Below are 15156 nucleotides of genomic sequence, written 5' to 3' on the forward strand. Positions count from 1 at the left end.
AAATTTTTTAATGGCTTAAAAGCAACAGTATTTGTTTGCTTATTTGATCTACATCAAAAGTGTTCGGATTTACCCTTAAGAGTAGGATTAAAGAACTTTAGAGTAAGTGCCTTTGGCTTGAGATTCTCTAAGATGGCGATCAAAAGTCATGGCTACACGTCTTGCCAGCAACCTACCTTTGATAGGGACTTGCATATTGGCACCCTGCCACTCTAACAAACCAGCCTCTTCTAAGTCTTTAAGCTCTTCAATCTCAGACTTAAAGTAATTGGAGAAATCAAGTTGATGATCCTTGGCAAAGGTTTGCGTATTTAAGGAAAATTGACACATCAATTCACCAATCAGCTCACGACGTAATAAGTCATCTTGATCCAATTGCATACCCCTCAGCACTGGTAGGCGGCCATGATCTAAAGATTCATAGTATTCATCTAAGGTGCGGACATTTTGAGAATAGCAATCATCTACCTTACCGATTGAGGATATTCCAAAAGCCAAGAGATCACACTCTGCTTGAGTTGAATACCCTTGGAAATTGCGATGCAACCTTCCCTCTTTCTGTGCGATTGCTAATTCATCATCGGGCTTTGCAAAGTGATCCATTCCAATAAACACATATCCTGCTTCCAGGAGGCGCTCGATTGTATTGGAGAGAATATTCAACTTATCAGCAGCGGGCGGTAGATCAGCTTCAGAAATCCGGCGCTGAGGTTTAAAGATGTGGGGTAAATGGGCATAGTTATAGACCGATAAACGATCAGGGCTCATTGCCAAAACTAAATCGACAGTCTCTTTAAAGGTCTCGGGTGTTTGTTTAGGCAGGCCATAGATCAAATCCACGCTTCTAGATTTAAAGCCGTACTTTCTGGACCAATCCATGACCGCTTGGGTCTCTTCAATAGTTTGTATGCGATGCACAGCCTCTTGTACTGCAAGGTTAAAGTCCTGTACACCTAGACTAATCCGGTTAAAGCCAAGCTCAGCTAATAAAGCAATATCTTTTTCAGTAACCCTTCTTGGATCAATCTCAATCGAGTATTCACCACCTGCTAATAATTCAAAATATTCGCGGGTATGCTGCATCAACTCAATCATCTCTTCATGGGACAGAAAGGTTGGTGTACCACCACCCCAATGCAATTGGGTGATTGGGATCTTTTTCTGAGCACCCATGGCGCCATACACCATTGTCATTTCTTTAGCTAAGTACTTAATATACTTAGCGCTACGTCCATGATCTTTGGTAATGATTTTGTTACAACCACAGTAATAGCAAATATTAGGACAAAACGGTAGATGAAAATATAAAGATAAAGGTTCATCTACTTTAGCGACACGCTGTAATGCACCTAAGTAGTCTGCTTCAGAAAACTCATTATGAAAGCGGTCTGCACTCGGATAAGACGTGTAACGCGGTCCATTGATATCAAACTTTTGCAGCAACTCAGGATGAAATAGAGCTTCCTTTTCTTCTGGTGGGCAAGAGTTTGTTGAGGAGTTCATAAATGACCAAGGGTGAGTATGGGACCTACTTTGATAAGTAATCCAGAGCAAGCGCTTCTGCTACTTTAATTCCATCAACACCAGCAGACAAGATTCCGCCAGCATAACCAGCCCCCTCACCTGCAGGATAAAGGCCTTTGATATTGAGACTTTGAAAATTAGGTCCTCGAGTAATTCTGAGAGGTGAAGAGGTTCTGGTCTCAACACCTGTTAAGACAGCATCCTTCATTGAAAAGCCTTTGATCTGCTTTTCAAAGGCAGGCAATGCTTCCCGAATCGCTTCAATCGCGTACGCAGGCAAGCTCTCAGCCAAATCGGTTAAATGCACACCAGGTTTGTAGGAAGGCAAGACACTGCCAAACTCTGTTGAAGGTTTACCCGCCAGAAAATCTCCAACCAGTTGCCCTGGAGCTTCATACGTTCTTCCGCCCAGCTCAAAAGCTTTGGTTTCGATTGCGCGCTGAAACTCAATGCCCGCCATAGGACCACCAGGATAATCATCCGGGGTGATGCCCACCACAATACCGGCATTGGCATTGCGTTCATTACGAGAATATTGACTCATCCCATTCGTCACCACACGATTAGGCTCTGAGGTTGCCGCCACTACAGTACCACCAGGGCACATACAGAAGCTATAAACCGAGCGACCATTTTTGGCATGGTGAACCAGTTTGTAATCAGCGGCACCAATGAGCTCATTACCAGCATGGGGCCCTAGGCGCGCTCTATCAATGAGTGATTGCGGATGCTCAATCCGAAAACCCACCGAGAAGGGCTTAGCTTCCATGAATACACCAGCCTCATGCAAAACCTGAAAAGTGTCGCGTGCACTGTGGCCAAGAGCCAGTACCACATGACTTGCCGGTAGATCATCATGGCATTCAATTTTGACACCAGTAATCTGCTCATTCTGAATGTCAAAGCCAATCACTTTTTGTGAGAAGCGAATCTCTCCACCAAGCTCAATAATTTCTTGGCGCATTTTTTCTACTACACCGACCAAGCGGAAGGTGCCGATATGAGGCTTAGCAACATATAGAATTTCTGCTGGCGCACCCGCCTTCACAAATTCATTAATCACTTTGCGACCATAAAACTTCGGGTCTTTAATCTGACTCCATAACTTACCATCTGAAAAAGTACCCGCCCCACCCTCACCAAATTGCACATTGGATTCTGGATTGAGAACATTCTTGCGCCATAAGCCCCAAGTATCTTGAGTGCGCTCTCTGACCTTCTTGCCGCGCTCGAGCACGATCGGCTTAAACCCCATCTGTGCCAACACTAGCGCTGCAAATATTCCGCAAGGGCCAAATCCAATGACTACAGGACGCAATGATTTGCCAGTCGCAATAGACTCAGGGGCTTTAGCTTTGAAGTGGTAACTCGTATCGGGTGAAGGCCTTACATGAATATCGCCATCAAATTTTTTCAGAATAGCTTCCTCATCTTTAACCGAGAGGTCTACTGTGTAGATAAAAGAGAGCGCTACATTTTTTCTGGCATCGTAGCTGCGCTTAAAGACCTCAAAGCCAATCAAATCCTTTGGGGGTAAATTGAGACGCTTGAGTATCGCCATTTCCAAGGCTTCTGGAGCATGGTCGATGGGTAGACGCAGTTCAGTGATACGGATCATGGGGCTCTTAGCTAGCTATATTCAGTCTCTAGGGATAAATGATACTGGTTAAAGACCAGGCTACCTCGAGTAGCGAGCCATACAGGCGATAATGCGTCATGGCTCTACGCGCAACTATCCACAAAGCCGACCTTCACGTCGCAGACTCTGACCGCCATTACTATGGCAGTCACTCCCTTACCATCGCCAAGCATCCCTCAGAAACCGAGGAACGGATGATGGTCAGAATCATTGCTTTTGCATTGCAGGCAAATGAAGATTTAGTCTTTACCAAGGGCTTAAGTGATACCGATGAACCTGATCTCTGGATTAAAGACCTAACGGATGCCATCAAGCTTTGGATTGAGATTGGTCAACCGGATGAGCGCCGAATTCTGAAAGCCTGCGGTAGATCGGATCAAGTGATTGTGTATTGCTATGGTGGACATACTAGCAAAATTTGGTGGGACGGTATTGCTAATAAACTTACACGTGCGCGTAATCTCCAAATCATTTCTATACCAGCAGCGCAAGCAAATGAGCTGAATAAATTAGTTGAACGCAGCATGGTCCTTCATGTGAATATTCAAGATGGTGAAGCCTATGTCTCTTCAGATCAAGGTCAAGTGACGATCACCCCTGAAGTTTGGCGTAGCAATCAAGAGTAAGCTGTTCTTCCAAGATGAATACAGTTGTCTTTGATACAAATGTCTTATTAGATCTCTTTGTCTTCAATGACTTCAGGGCAATCCACTTAAAGCAAGCATTACTTGAAAAGCATATTGATGCTCTGGCTACCCCAAAGACCCTAGAAGAGTTTGCGGATGTGATCTCTAGACCCTTATTTTCTCTTGAGCCTGCTGCGCAAGAGGCAATTTTGCTGCAATGGCAATCTTTGGCGCGTATTGTTGATGAGCAAAGCCTCACGCCCTCCTCCTGGTGCTGCCAAGATCCCGATGATCAAGTCTTTCTGGACTTAGCTTTTACATCTAAGCCCTGTATTCTCATAAGTAAAGATAATGAAGTATTAAAGTTTGCTACTAAGGCTTTGAAAGAAAATGTACTAATTACTGACAACTATAACATTATGGATTTGCATCATGACTAAACCTAAAATGGCCTCGCCTGATGAAGGACTCTTTAAGCCTGGCAGCAAACTTAAACACGTCAAGACTGGTGGTTTTTATAAGGTAGTCTTTTTAGCAAACATCGAAGCCTCTCTTGAGCCTGCTTATGTTTACGAATCTATGCAATCGCATGATTTTTGGATTAGACCAAAAGCAGAGATGGAAGATGGTCGCTTTGAACTTGTCGCAGAATAAATAGGTAAACCCAATGAGTGATGACCGAATGACCAATCTAGAAATCAAATTGAGCTTTACTGAAGACCTCATTGAAAAACTCAATGAGACTGTCTATAAGCAACAACAGCAAATCGAATTTCTTTACCGCGAGCTCAAGGCTATTAAAGAGCAGGCCAGCAGCGCAGGTGGTGGCGGAGGTAGTCTCAAAGATGAAATCCCGCCGCATTACTAAGTGACTGATAAGATAGTCCTCTACGCATCACTCTCTATCACCTTCTTGCAAGAAGAAAAGGAAGAAAAATGGGTAACTTAACGCTGTTTCTCGTGCAATGGGGTCTTACCTCTCTATCCCTCTGGGTGGCTAGCTATATTTTTAGCGGCTTACGCTTTGCTGATGGAGGATCACTTCTGATTGCAGCCCTATTGCTAGGATTTGCAAATGCCATCGTTAAACCATTACTCATCCTTTTTACGCTACCTTTAACGGTAGTGACGATGGGCTTATTTCTATTAGTCATTAACGCTTTGGTCTTGATGCTGGTATCAGCAGTTGTGAGCGGCTTTACGATCTCTAGTTTCTGGACTGCTTTCTTTGCAAGTATTTTTATTTCTTTATTCAGCCTCTTTGTGAGTGGCCTAGTCTTCTAAAGACCAGGTTAGTTAGAGCCTGGGTAAATATCAGCCCAAGAGTGCATTGCCGTCTTACAAGGCTGCCTTTTGGTGCTCAAAGACTTTGCATTCTCAGCAGCAATACTGATTCCGCCAGTCAAAATCCCTAGGCCAATCGATACGGCGCTATTCACAACGCCCTCTTTATTGACCCCAGCCTTCGGGTTTTGCAAGGTTCCCTCAAGTTGCACTAAGCTGCCGAGATCGATACCAGTGGTGAGTCCTGATTTCTGGTTCGGATCAATCTTAAGATGAATCGCTTCTGAATTGAGATTGACTGTTCCCGATAAAAAAATGTCTAACTTATCCGTCTCTGCTGCAAACGAATCTTTAATATTAATCATGCCATTACTAATCGGAAGATAAGCCACTGCGCACTCTAATATGGTTTGATTGCTTTGCTTACGCATTGGATTTAAGGCATCCATAATGGTGACAGCCAAATCGCCAGCAGAATTGAGTAGCTTTGAATCTAAGCGGGCTTTACCCACGGTCACTTGTACTTTGCCATTTGCTGCGCCCATGATTTGATGCAAGCTTTTGCCTTTGCTAGATAAGTTGAAGGCAATTTGAGTATCACCTCCACTGACCTTCGCACTGGAATCATCGCTAACGACTACTTGCTCCAAGGTAAAGCCTTTTGCTAGCGCCTTCATAGATATCGCGGGCGTAGGACTATCTATTTGCGATAATGAAATTTGTGCTTGAGCCTGCCCCTTACCTAGCTCAAACTTCAGATCATTGATATCCAGTCTATTGCCTTTAAAGGCAATCGTGCCACTGACATTCTTAAAAGGTGCTTGATCTGGCACTCCAAGCTGTGCAATATCTAAGACAATCTTTCCATTGGCGTTAGGCAATAAATCAAATGGCAAAGGATCATCGCTAAAGAAGTATCTACCCTGAGCTTGCGAAGGTTTAGGAGTAGATGAAGATTTTCCAGAGACGGCAGATGCCGCGGCCAAGGGAAGTAAGTCAAACGATTTTGATTCGAGCTTAATATCAAATTGTGGCAATACCTTAGGGGCTTTATCAACCTTACCGGTGATATCTAATGATTTTCCATTTAGAGTGAGTGTGAGGTCTAGATTCGTCTTCACTGGGATTTGATCCCAATCGATGATGGCCTGTCGTAGAGAACCCATCTTGCCCTTAAGGCCCAGTTTGTAGTTAGCGTATTGCAGGTCCAGCAAGATGGTAGTTTTACCACTCTCACCCATTAATAAAAGCTTAGGAACCTCTATGACTTTAATAGGGCTAGCACCATCTTGATAGGATATACGCGCATCAGAAACACGAATAGTTTCTATTGCCACGAAGTTACTATCATCTGAGGTTTCTTGAGGAGGAGCACCTTTAGTATTGCTGGCAACGACTGCTTGTGTTAAATCCCAATTATTTTGCCCTGCTTTATTAGTCTGCAAATGGGCTTCAAGCCCCGCAAGATTAATGCTGCTAATTTCTACATTCCCTGTAAATAAAGGAAATAGCTTCACTTCAAGCTCGACGTTTTTCAAGAACAGCATTTGAGAATCGCTTGCCCATGTTGCATTGCTTAAGCTCACTTGCTCAGCCTTGACACCAATCGAGGGAAAAATGGTTAAGCTAACAGGCCCAGCAATCTTGAGCTCTCGTCCAGTTGCATCTTTCACTTTAGAGCTGAGTAATTGCGTTAATTGCGCTGGATTAATAGAAGAGGCGGCATACCAAGCACCCAAGCCTGCAAGGGCCAAGCAAGTACTCAAGATGATCAGGATGATTTTTAAGGTGTGACTCATTACGCATTCATTCTATATCGAGCCCGTCGAGATGAGAGGCTCTAGACTAAAATGCCTATTATGAGCACTGACAACCTACCTAAATGCCCTGGCTGCCAGGAAGATATGACCTATCCCGATGGCGCCAACTATGTGTGCGCTCAGTGTGGCCATGAATGGCCCATCACTGCAACAGCAGAGGAGATAGAAATTGGCTTAATCGTCAAAGATGCTAACGGTAATCTATTAGCGGATGGTGATACCGTTACCCTCATTAAAGATCTGAAAGTAAAGGGCTCCTCAACTACATTGAAGGTGGGAACTAAGATTAAAGGTATTCGTTTGGTCTCAGGTGACCATGAAGTAGATTGCAAAACAGAAGCAGGCAGCATGCTGTTAAAAGCCTGCTTCCTTAAAAAGGCTTAGTTCTTTTTTATTAGGCTAGCTACTTGCCTTCTTCAATACAGCGTAGATCTGATCCTTTAATAGCAATTTTTCTTTCTTCAGGGTTTCGATCTGCTCTGGGGTGCTAGGCTCTGAATGGGCCTCCATTCTTTGAATCTTTTGATCCAAATTATTGTGCTTATCAAATAAATGAGAAAAGTGACGATCCGAAGTCTTTAGCTTGCTAATTAATTCACGAAATTCTGGAAACATAGATCCTCTTGATATTTAGGTTATTCAAAGCTACCTCTTTTTAGTGTATTCCTGCTTGAAGAATAGGACAATGCCCATAGCAATAAGCAGGACAAACCCCATATAGCCCAAATGAGATCTGTAAGGAACTTGCAGTAATATCTATAAGCACTTAAAGACGTTCCAACCAAAAGAAGGGTAATAAATCATGGCTACAAAGAAGTCTCCAGCAAAAAAGCAAGTAGCTACTAAGGCGGTAAAAAAAGCCCCTGCAAAGAAGGTTGTTAAAAAAGTAGCAGCTAAGAAGCCAGCAACCAAGAAAACCGCTAAAAAGGCAGTGAAAAAAGTAGTGGCTAAGAAAGCCCCTGCCAAGAAGCCTGCGGCCAAAAAACCGGCAGCCAAGAAAGTTGCTAAAAAAGCAGTTAAGAAAGTAGCGTCACAATCTTCCAAAGTGGATCAATATGGTCTTGAGAAAGATGACGAGTTTTACGGTCTCTACTTCGCTAAATCCACCAGCAAAGGTTTGGTAGAAGTAAAACCTTGCACCTTCTCTCTCATGTATTGGTGGAAAGGCCTGCTTGGCTATCCTGACATGATCGAGATCTCCAAGGGCAGTAATACTGCAATGCTGCAATTTGAGTCTACATTTGGCGGCGGTGATTCTGGTGAAACAGAATTGACTGAGCAGGATGTTTTAGATATTGATCACATCATTGAAGTAGATGAGCAAGAAATGCTGATTTCACTCTACTCCTATGTACCAATCCCAGTTCCAGAAAAGCTTATTGGCGCACTAGGCCTAGCTATTCTGAACATCAATCCTGAAACCCGCTACGGTAGCCTTGAGCTCTGCTCTACTGAGAACGAAGAAGGCGAAACTGAGCACTTCTTACGTTATCGTGCAGCGACCTATTTACGAGGCATTAAGTCTGGGAAAGTAGAAGCTATCGAGAGCATGGTTACCAATGGCTCTGAGTTCTTTGGTCTTGCTTTAGACGCAATGTGTGTCAATAAGTCTATTAAGAAGTGGTTGCTGAGCTAATCAAATCACTCAAAACTTATCTACATAAATAAATGTAAGTCATGGGAAAACGGTCATTGACCGTTTTTCTGCTTTCAGCGATCACAGCGCTCTGTTTTCCTAGCTTCTTACATTCTGCAAGGGCTGCCTGCTGTACTTCGTTCTCGTTAGCACCCTTAGGAGCGTGTACTCCAATTGCCCCATCAGATTGCTTATAAACCCCGAACTCGCTAACAGGAGTGCTACAGGCCATTAAGGCAAGTACGAAAATTAAAGATAGGTATGAAGTGGTTTTCATGGGCATTATCACTAGTCAATAGCTTTCAGATAAGCAGATAACAATTTGGCGGAGAGGGAGGGATTCGAACCCTCGGTAGGTTTGACCCTACGCCTGATTTCGAGTCAGGTACATTCGACCACTCTGCCACCTCTCCGAACCGATCACTCATTATAGCTACCGATACATAAAGCCATACGGCTGATATTGGCTTAAAAATTGACTGGCCACACCCAATAATTTACATTAATATAGATATACATTTATGTATATCTATTTAAGGACTAATCATGAACATACAAATTTCAAAATGGGGCAATAGCCTGGCACTTCGCATTCCAGCTAGCTTCATCAAAGAAATCAAGCTAAAAGATGGGGACAAAGTTGAAGCAACCCTTTCAAAGGATGGCTCATTAATCATTCGACCTCAGAAATTAGAACGCAAAGAAATTGCTGCTCAACTAAGAGCATTCAGAGCTACGTTGAAGATGGGTAAATCAGTGATGGAGGAAGTTCGCTCAAAGGCGCGTTACTAATGATCTATGTCGATACTAGTATTTTTGTGGCCTTGTGTACAACTGAACCGAAAAGCGATGCCGTTGATAAATGGCATGATAAAAGCTCTGCAAAAATGATCTCTTCGACTTGGGCATTTACTGAATTTTCTAGCGCTCTCAGTCTTAAAGTCAGAACTAATCAAATAACAGAAAAGCAGAGTCGTGAGGCTTGGAAAAAATTTGACACTCTTTGCCAAAATGATATCGAGCTAATGCCTATTGAGAGTAAAACTTATTATTCTGCAGGAATTTTAGTGATTGACAGTAAATCAAATTTAAGGGCTGGAGATGCGTTACATCTCGCAGCCGCAAAATCTTTCAAAGCAAAGTCAATCATCACCCTTGATAAAGTACTCGAAAAGAATGCATCTCGGTTAAAGATAAAAACTATCGTTATTTAAGGGGTTGGCTTGAGCACTGTTAAGCCACCCAAATAGGGTTGCAGTGCTTTAGGAATAGCAATGCTGCCATCGACTTGCTGCTTATTCTCAATGAGGGCTACCAATGCCCTGCCCACTGCAAGACCTGAACCATTTAAGGTGTGAACCAATTCTGGTTTCCCTTGTCCTGCTTTAAATCTGGCTTGCATGCGTCTTGCCTGGAAGTCGCCCATGCTGGAGCATGAACTGATTTCACGATAGGCTTTTTGTGATGGCACCCATACTTCTAAGTCATAGGTCTTGGTACTGCCAAATCCCATATCGCCCGTACAGAGCAATACTTTTCTATATGGCAATTCGAGAAGCTCCAGAATTCTTTCAGCATGGCCAGTTAAGTCCTCTAATGCTTGCATGGATTCTTCTGGTTTTGTGATTTGTACTAACTCAACTTTGTCAAACTGGTGTTGGCGAATCATGCCGCGCACATCACGGCCATAACTACCTGCTTCAGAGCGAAAGCATGGGGTATGAGCCACATACTTCATCGGCAATTGATCAGCATTGACGATTTCATCTCTGACTAAATTCGTTACTGGAACTTCTGCAGTTGGAATGAGGTAGAAGTTTTCTGTTTTTGCTTCGCCTGAATTTGTTCCCTTTGCGTCTTCACCACCCATCTGACGGGGAACTTTAAAAAGGTCTTCTTCAAACTTGGGTAGCTGTCCTGTGCCACGCATGGAGGCAGCATTGACCATATATGGCGCATAGACTTCCTGGTACTCATGCTGTGTGGCATGCGTATCGATCATGAACTGTGCTAAGGCGCGATGCAATCTAGCGATTGGGCCTTTGAGAACAACAAAGCGTGAGCCGCTAATCTTGGCGGCCACTTCAAAGTCAAGACCCAATGGACCACCAAGGTCAACGTGATCTTTAATCTCAAAATCAAAGAGGGGTTCTTCACCCCAACGCTTCACTTCTTTATTTTCGGTTTCATCTTTACCAGTGGGTACAGACTCATCAGGCAGATTGGGGATGCCCATCAAGAAGTCAGAAATCTCAGCTTGAAGTGTGCTCAATCTTGCTGCGCCAGCTTCCATATCCGTATTGACTTGAGCTACTTGGGCCATCTCAGCAGAGGCATCTTCGCCCTTGCTTTTTTTCATACCAATGGCTTTAGATAATTGATTGCGTTTTGCTTGCAATTCTTCAGTACGTGTTTGTAAAGATTTACGCTCAGATTCTAGGGTGTTGAATTTCTCAACATCCAATTGGAATTTACGAGTCGCTAGGCGCGCTGCAACAGCGGCGATATCTTTACGGAGTAATTGCGGATCAATCATATATTGCTCTGTTTAGTCTATTTGGCACTTCATGAATATTGTGGCTCTAGTTTAAGCGTAAGACCTCAGCGCCGGCGGGCGGCATAAAAGTAAAGCGATTTGCAGGCAAATTGACGTTCAGCTGGATTTTATCGAGGGTTACTAAGACCACGCTACCGAGACCATCAATTAATTCCAAGGCTTTTGGTAAGCCATTGGCCATGCCTATCGAGATCTTTGTATAGGGCAGATCGTTTTTATCTTTAGCCTTGGGATCTTTTTTAGGCGTAAGGGCTACCCACTTCATTCCCAAGCGCTCTTCACCTTCCGTTAAATCAAAATGCTGATCAAGCAAAGTTTCACCAAACAATATGGCCGCTGGCGTAGCAGCTAATGCCTGCCCTGCAGGACGAATAGTGGCTTGGTTTAAATCCTTATCCCACAAAATGAGTTGCTTGCCATCAGCAATCAGTTTTTGTTCATACGGTTTTTGGGTATCCCAGATAAATCGTCCGGGACGCTGAAATACAAAGTGACCTTGTGTCTGGCGGACTACCTTTAAACCTTTATCTTGTGGCTCGCCTGCCTTGGGCGCACGTAGCTGCTGTTGCACAAAGTCACCTTCAGCAGTTTTGGAGTTGCGTACAAACTGACGCAACTGATCAGCACCACTCTCGCTTTGAGCGTTGACTATATTTGAAAACAGGAAGACTGTTCCAAGGACTACCGCAGATAAGAATCTTTGCAAAATTACTACCTTATTCCGATGGGCGATGTAGGATCTCGCGATTACCACCATTACCCATCTTCGATACGAGCCCTGCTTTTTCCATATCTTCTAAGAGACGTGCTGCGCGGTTGTAGCCAATACGCAAGTGACGCTGCACCAAAGAGATCGATGGACGTTTGTTTTCTAGAACAATGGCTACTGCTTGATCGTAGAGTGGATCAGCTTCGCCGCCACCCTCACCAGTTAAGGCATCGATATTGGATTCATCAGCACCTTCGAGCACACCATCAATGTAATTGGCTTCGCCCTTCTCTTTAAGCCATTCCACTACGCGATGTACCTCATCATCCGATACAAATGCGCCGTGCACACGTACCGGCAATCCAGTACCTGGTGCCATATAGAGCATGTCACCCATTCCAAGCAAGGCTTCTGCGCCCTGCTGATCCAAAATCGTACGGCTGTCAATCTTGCTACTAACTTGAAATGAAATCCGGGTTGGCACGTTCGCCTTAATCAAACCAGTAATGACGTCTACGCTCGGACGTTGGGTTGCCAATACTAAATGAATACCTGCAGCACGCGCCTTTTGTGCAATCCGCGCAATCAACTCTTCAATCTTCTTACCAGAGACCATCATCAAGTCGGCCAGCTCATCGATCACGATCACAATGACTGGTGCTTTATAGATTGGCTCAGGATCATCTGGAGTCAAACTAAATGGATTGGTGAGTTTCTCACCCTTCTCTTCTGCTTCCAGAATCTTCTTATTGAAGCCAGCTAAGTTACGCACACCAAACTTACTCATGAGTTTGTAGCGACGCTCCATTTCATTCACCGCCCAGTTCAGTGCGTTGTAAGCCTGCTTCATATCAGTGACTACTGGGCAAAGCAAATGGGGAATCTTGTCGTAGATAGCCATCTCGAGCATCTTTGGATCGATCATGATCAAACGCACTTCATCAGGCTTAGCCTTAAAGAGCAGTGACAGAATCATGGCATTAATACCAACCGACTTACCAGCGCCAGTAGTACCCGCCACTAAGCAGTGCGGCATCTTGGCAAGGTCAGCCACCATTGGGCTACCAGAGATATCTTTACCTAAAGCCAGGGTCAATAATGAATGGTTATCGTTGTAAACCTGTGAAGTGAGGATCTCTGAGAGGTACACAGATTGACGTGTTGGGTTTGGTAACTCCAAAGCCATACAAGTTTTGCCTGGAATGGTTTCGACAACACGCATACTCACAACACCAAGCGAGCGCGCGAGGTCTCGTGAGAGATTGACAATCTGACTACCCTTCACGCCAATCGCTGGATCAATCTCGTAACGAGTGACTACCGGACCAGGGTAGGCAGCAATCACAGTAACCTGTACATTAAATTCAGCAAGCTTGCGCTCGATTAAGCGAGAGGTGAATTCCAACACATCTGCAGAAATGGTTTCTTTTGCTTCTGGTACAGGATCGAGTAAAGCTAGCGGTGGTAATTCTGAATCTGGAATATCGACAAATAGTGGTTGTTGTTTCTCACGCTCTACACGAGCGCTCTTTGGAATTTCTACTGGAGCGCGCACAATTTGCACAGGAGCGGCAACTTCAACTCGTCCACGGAACTCTTCCACGAACTCTTCACGCTCTTCGGCAGCTACTTCGCCAAGCTTGCGATCTTCCTCACTATCGCGACGCTCCCGTATACGCAGAAAAGTCACTTCTAGGAAGCGGCCAACTTTCTCGGCAATATCGAGCCAGGAGAAATGCAAGAACAGGGATAAACCGGCACAGAGGCCAAAGAGAAGAACTAAGGTTGCGCCAGTAAAACCGAGAGACATCTGCAGGGGATCGCCGATGAGCTCACCCAGGATGCCACCAGGGGGCCTTGGAAGCTCCCAGGACAGTGAATGCATCCGAATGGACTCAAGACCCATACTGCAAGCCAAAGTTAGTCCAAAGCCCAACCAACGCACCAACAGGGAGTCTGGTTTGGCATCTGGATCCGGTGGGAGCGGAATACTCCAGAGCTCACGCCAGCCATTGAGGACTCGGCGCCCGAATAACACCACCCACCAAAAGGAGGAGATGCCAAAGATATAGAGCATGAGATCAGCTAAATAGGCTCCAAAACGACCACCTAGGTTTCTAGGGGCCTCAAAACTGGCATGTGACCACGCTGGATCCGCCTTGGAATAGGTTAGCAAAATGGCAAATAAGCCCAGACATAAACCCAGGGAAATGAACCAGCGGGCCTCTAGTAGAAGGCGGGGCATCCTGCCCTGCCCATCACTATTGGGGGGCTGGGGGATCTGGGACTTCGGGTATACGGTTCTCGCCATGTTCTACCGATTGTAAACAAGCAAATCTATAATTTGCTTATGACTACAAATACCCCAAAACACTCCAAAGTTCTTATCCTCGGTTCCGGCCCTGCTGGCTATACGGCTGCAGTCTATGCCGCCCGAGCCAATTTAAAGCCTACCCTCATTACAGGCCTGGCTCAAGGGGGTCAGCTAATGACCACTACAGACGTCGAAAACTGGCCTGCTGATGCTGATGGCGTCCAAGGCCCCGAGCTCATGGACCGCTTTTTGAAGCATGCCGAACGCTTTAATACCGAGATCATTTTTGACCATATTCATACGGCAGCCCTCACAGAAAAGCCCATTCGTCTGGTTGGCGACTCTGGAACTTACACCTGTGATGCCTTAATTATCTCAACCGGCGCGTCTGCCCAATACATCGGCTTACCAAGTGAAGAAGCATTTATGGGGCGCGGTGTTTCTGGTTGCGCAACTTGCGATGGCTTCTTTTACCGCAATCAAGATGTCTGCGTAGTAGGTGGTGGTAACACTGCAGTTGAAGAAGCGCTTTACTTAACCGGCATTGCCAAAAAAGTAACTGTCATTCATCGTCGCGACAAATTCCGTGCGGAGCCCATCTTGAATGACCGCCTCATGACTAAAGTTGCTGAAGGCAAAGTAGAGCTCAAACTCAACGCCACATTGGATGAAGTACTTGGTGATGAAAAAGGTGTTACTGGTGTGCGCATTAAGAAACAAGATGGCAGCACAGAAGATATCGCCGTCACTGGTGCTTTCATTGCCATCGGCCACAAACCAAATACTGAACTCTTTGTTGGCCAGTTAGATATGAACAACGGCTACATTAAGACTCATTCTGGTCTAGAGGGCAATGCTACTGCTACTAATATCCCTGGCGTCTTTGCTGCCGGTGACGTACAGGACCACATCTATCGCCAAGCAATTACGAGTGCTGGTACAGGCTGTATGGCTGCACTGGATGCACAACGTTATTTGGAAACTTTAGATTAAGCCTGTAAAAGTTGCTCCAATAAAAAAACGCCTAGCAATCCTAGGCGTTTTTAC

General features: G+C 44.8%; 18 protein-coding genes and 1 tRNA gene. 10 read left to right on the top strand and 9 right to left on the bottom strand.

Annotated features, from left to right (window positions below; translation table 11 throughout):
- Positions 1-87: 87 nt before the first annotated feature.
- Positions 88-1503 carry an oxygen-independent coproporphyrinogen III oxidase gene (gene hemN, locus B6A14_RS09640; protein WP_087910232.1) on the bottom strand — a complete coding sequence of 472 codons (1416 nt, stop codon included), beginning with the start codon at positions 1501-1503 and terminating at the stop codon, positions 88-90.
- Between the two features lie 25 nt (positions 1504-1528).
- On the bottom strand, positions 1529-3142 hold the full coding sequence (locus B6A14_RS09645; RefSeq protein WP_087910233.1) for an NAD(P)/FAD-dependent oxidoreductase: 1614 nt from the start codon (positions 3140-3142) through the stop codon (positions 1529-1531).
- 98 nt (positions 3143-3240) lie between these two features.
- On the opposite strand from B6A14_RS09645, the gene B6A14_RS09650 reads away from it, so the two are divergent.
- From B6A14_RS09650 to B6A14_RS09670, 5 genes are all read left to right on the top strand, one after another.
- On the top strand, positions 3241-3789 hold the full coding sequence (locus tag B6A14_RS09650; RefSeq protein ID WP_087910234.1) for a YaeQ family protein: 549 nt from the start codon (positions 3241-3243) through the stop codon (positions 3787-3789).
- A 14-nt stretch (positions 3790-3803) separates the two neighbouring features.
- Positions 3804-4229, top strand: a complete 426-nt coding sequence (locus tag B6A14_RS09655) for a putative toxin-antitoxin system toxin component, PIN family (RefSeq protein WP_087910235.1) — start codon at positions 3804-3806, stop codon at positions 4227-4229.
- Positions 4222-4443, top strand: coding sequence for a hypothetical protein (locus B6A14_RS09660; RefSeq protein ID WP_087910236.1), 222 nt, complete (start codon positions 4222-4224; stop codon positions 4441-4443). Before B6A14_RS09655 ends, B6A14_RS09660 begins: the two co-directional genes overlap by 8 nt.
- Positions 4444-4456: 13 nt before the next feature.
- Positions 4457-4657: a SlyX family protein gene (locus B6A14_RS09665; protein WP_087910237.1), complete on the top strand. Its 201-nt coding sequence runs from the start codon at positions 4457-4459 to the stop codon at positions 4655-4657.
- Between the two features lie 68 nt (positions 4658-4725).
- Complete coding sequence (locus tag B6A14_RS09670) at positions 4726-5073, top strand: phage holin family protein (RefSeq protein WP_087910238.1); 348 nt, start codon at positions 4726-4728, stop codon at positions 5071-5073.
- Positions 5074-5081: 8 nt separating this feature from the next.
- Here the strand turns inward: B6A14_RS09670 and B6A14_RS09675 are convergent, their stop codons facing one another.
- Positions 5082-6872: an AsmA family protein gene (locus B6A14_RS09675; protein ID WP_087910239.1), complete on the bottom strand. Its 1791-nt coding sequence runs from the start codon at positions 6870-6872 to the stop codon at positions 5082-5084.
- A gap of 60 nt (positions 6873-6932) precedes the next feature.
- Between B6A14_RS09675 and B6A14_RS09680 the strand changes: the two genes are divergently transcribed.
- The gene (locus tag B6A14_RS09680) at positions 6933-7277 is read left to right on the top strand and encodes a zinc ribbon domain-containing protein YjdM (protein ID WP_087910347.1); all 345 of its coding nucleotides are present in this window, start codon (positions 6933-6935) and stop codon (positions 7275-7277) included.
- 15 nt (positions 7278-7292) lie between these two features.
- Here B6A14_RS09680 and B6A14_RS09685 read toward each other — a convergent pair whose 3' ends face one another.
- Entirely contained in the window at positions 7293-7508 is a 216-nt protein-coding gene (locus tag B6A14_RS09685; RefSeq protein WP_087910240.1) for a YdcH family protein, read from the bottom strand.
- 187 nt (positions 7509-7695) lie between these two features.
- Between B6A14_RS09685 and B6A14_RS09690 the strand changes: the two genes are divergently transcribed.
- Complete coding sequence (locus B6A14_RS09690; RefSeq protein WP_087910241.1) at positions 7696-8529, top strand: hypothetical protein; 834 nt, start codon at positions 7696-7698, stop codon at positions 8527-8529.
- Between the two features lie 16 nt (positions 8530-8545).
- On the opposite strand, the gene B6A14_RS09695 is transcribed toward B6A14_RS09690, so the two are convergent.
- Both B6A14_RS09695 and B6A14_RS09700 read right to left on the bottom strand, forming a co-directional pair.
- Positions 8546-8812 (bottom strand): hypothetical protein, encoded by a 267-nt coding sequence (locus tag B6A14_RS09695; protein WP_236635712.1) that lies wholly within the window; start codon positions 8810-8812, stop codon positions 8546-8548.
- Positions 8813-8852: 40 nt separating this feature from the next.
- Positions 8853-8942, bottom strand: a tRNA-Ser gene (locus B6A14_RS09700).
- A 133-nt stretch (positions 8943-9075) separates the two neighbouring features.
- Between B6A14_RS09700 and B6A14_RS09705 the strand changes: the two genes are divergently transcribed.
- Complete coding sequence (locus tag B6A14_RS09705; protein ID WP_087910242.1) at positions 9076-9321, top strand: AbrB/MazE/SpoVT family DNA-binding domain-containing protein; 246 nt, start codon at positions 9076-9078, stop codon at positions 9319-9321.
- Complete coding sequence (locus B6A14_RS09710) at positions 9321-9743, top strand: type II toxin-antitoxin system VapC family toxin (protein WP_087910243.1); 423 nt, start codon at positions 9321-9323, stop codon at positions 9741-9743. Before B6A14_RS09705 ends, B6A14_RS09710 begins: the two co-directional genes overlap by 1 nt.
- Here the strand turns inward: B6A14_RS09710 and serS are convergent.
- Genes serS through B6A14_RS09725 form a run of 3 tightly spaced genes read right to left on the bottom strand, consistent with a single transcriptional unit; the run spans position 9740 to position 14040 of the window.
- Complete coding sequence (gene serS, locus B6A14_RS09715; protein ID WP_087910244.1) at positions 9740-11065, bottom strand: serine--tRNA ligase; 1326 nt, start codon at positions 11063-11065, stop codon at positions 9740-9742. The two genes, B6A14_RS09710 and serS, sit on opposite strands and share 4 nt — an antisense overlap.
- A 46-nt stretch (positions 11066-11111) precedes the next feature.
- Positions 11112-11792 carry an outer membrane lipoprotein carrier protein LolA gene (locus tag B6A14_RS09720; protein ID WP_087910245.1) on the bottom strand — a complete coding sequence of 227 codons (681 nt, stop codon included), beginning with the start codon at positions 11790-11792 and terminating at the stop codon, positions 11112-11114.
- 10 nt (positions 11793-11802) lie between these two features.
- Positions 11803-14040 (bottom strand): DNA translocase FtsK, encoded by a 2238-nt coding sequence (locus B6A14_RS09725; RefSeq protein ID WP_201721503.1) that lies wholly within the window; start codon positions 14038-14040, stop codon positions 11803-11805.
- A gap of 105 nt (positions 14041-14145) precedes the next feature.
- Between B6A14_RS09725 and trxB the strand changes: the two genes are divergently transcribed.
- Positions 14146-15102, top strand: coding sequence for a thioredoxin-disulfide reductase (gene trxB / locus B6A14_RS09730; RefSeq protein WP_087910247.1), 957 nt, complete (start codon positions 14146-14148; stop codon positions 15100-15102).
- Positions 15103-15156: the final 54 nt, after the last annotated feature.

It is taken from the genome of Polynucleobacter hirudinilacicola (genome assembly GCF_002192535.1).
GTDB lineage: Bacteria > Pseudomonadota > Gammaproteobacteria > Burkholderiales > Burkholderiaceae > Polynucleobacter > Polynucleobacter hirudinilacicola.

Bases quoted from the DNA above. Each gene is read 5' to 3' on its own strand.
- serS (WP_087910244.1), bottom strand. From the start codon at position 11,065: ATGATTGATCCGCAATTACTCCGTAAAGATATCGCCGCTGTTGCAGCG.
- B6A14_RS09705 (WP_087910242.1), top strand. From the start codon at position 9,076: ATGAACATACAAATTTCAAAATGGGGCAATAGCCTGGCACTTCGCATT.
- B6A14_RS09670 (WP_087910238.1), top strand. From the start codon at position 4,726: ATGGGTAACTTAACGCTGTTTCTCGTGCAATGGGGTCTTACCTCTCTA.
- B6A14_RS09655 (WP_087910235.1), top strand. From the start codon at position 3,804: ATGAATACAGTTGTCTTTGATACAAATGTCTTATTAGATCTCTTTGTC.
- B6A14_RS09645 (WP_087910233.1), bottom strand. From the start codon at position 3,142: ATGATCCGTATCACTGAACTGCGTCTACCCATCGACCATGCTCCAGAA.
- B6A14_RS09665 (WP_087910237.1), top strand. From the start codon at position 4,457: ATGAGTGATGACCGAATGACCAATCTAGAAATCAAATTGAGCTTTACT.
- B6A14_RS09695 (WP_236635712.1), bottom strand. From the start codon at position 8,812: ATGCCCATGAAAACCACTTCATACCTATCTTTAATTTTCGTACTTGCC.
- B6A14_RS09685 (WP_087910240.1), bottom strand. From the start codon at position 7,508: ATGTTTCCAGAATTTCGTGAATTAATTAGCAAGCTAAAGACTTCGGAT.
- B6A14_RS09680 (WP_087910347.1), top strand. From the start codon at position 6,933: ATGAGCACTGACAACCTACCTAAATGCCCTGGCTGCCAGGAAGATATG.
- B6A14_RS09710 (WP_087910243.1), top strand. From the start codon at position 9,321: ATGATCTATGTCGATACTAGTATTTTTGTGGCCTTGTGTACAACTGAA.
- B6A14_RS09690 (WP_087910241.1), top strand. From the start codon at position 7,696: ATGGCTACAAAGAAGTCTCCAGCAAAAAAGCAAGTAGCTACTAAGGCG.
- B6A14_RS09650 (WP_087910234.1), top strand. From the start codon at position 3,241: ATGGCTCTACGCGCAACTATCCACAAAGCCGACCTTCACGTCGCAGAC.
- B6A14_RS09675 (WP_087910239.1), bottom strand. From the start codon at position 6,872: ATGAGTCACACCTTAAAAATCATCCTGATCATCTTGAGTACTTGCTTG.
- B6A14_RS09725 (WP_201721503.1), bottom strand. From the start codon at position 14,040: ATGCCCCGCCTTCTACTAGAGGCCCGCTGGTTCATTTCCCTGGGTTTA.
- trxB (WP_087910247.1), top strand. From the start codon at position 14,146: ATGACTACAAATACCCCAAAACACTCCAAAGTTCTTATCCTCGGTTCC.
- B6A14_RS09660 (WP_087910236.1), top strand. From the start codon at position 4,222: ATGACTAAACCTAAAATGGCCTCGCCTGATGAAGGACTCTTTAAGCCT.
- hemN (WP_087910232.1), bottom strand. From the start codon at position 1,503: ATGAACTCCTCAACAAACTCTTGCCCACCAGAAGAAAAGGAAGCTCTA.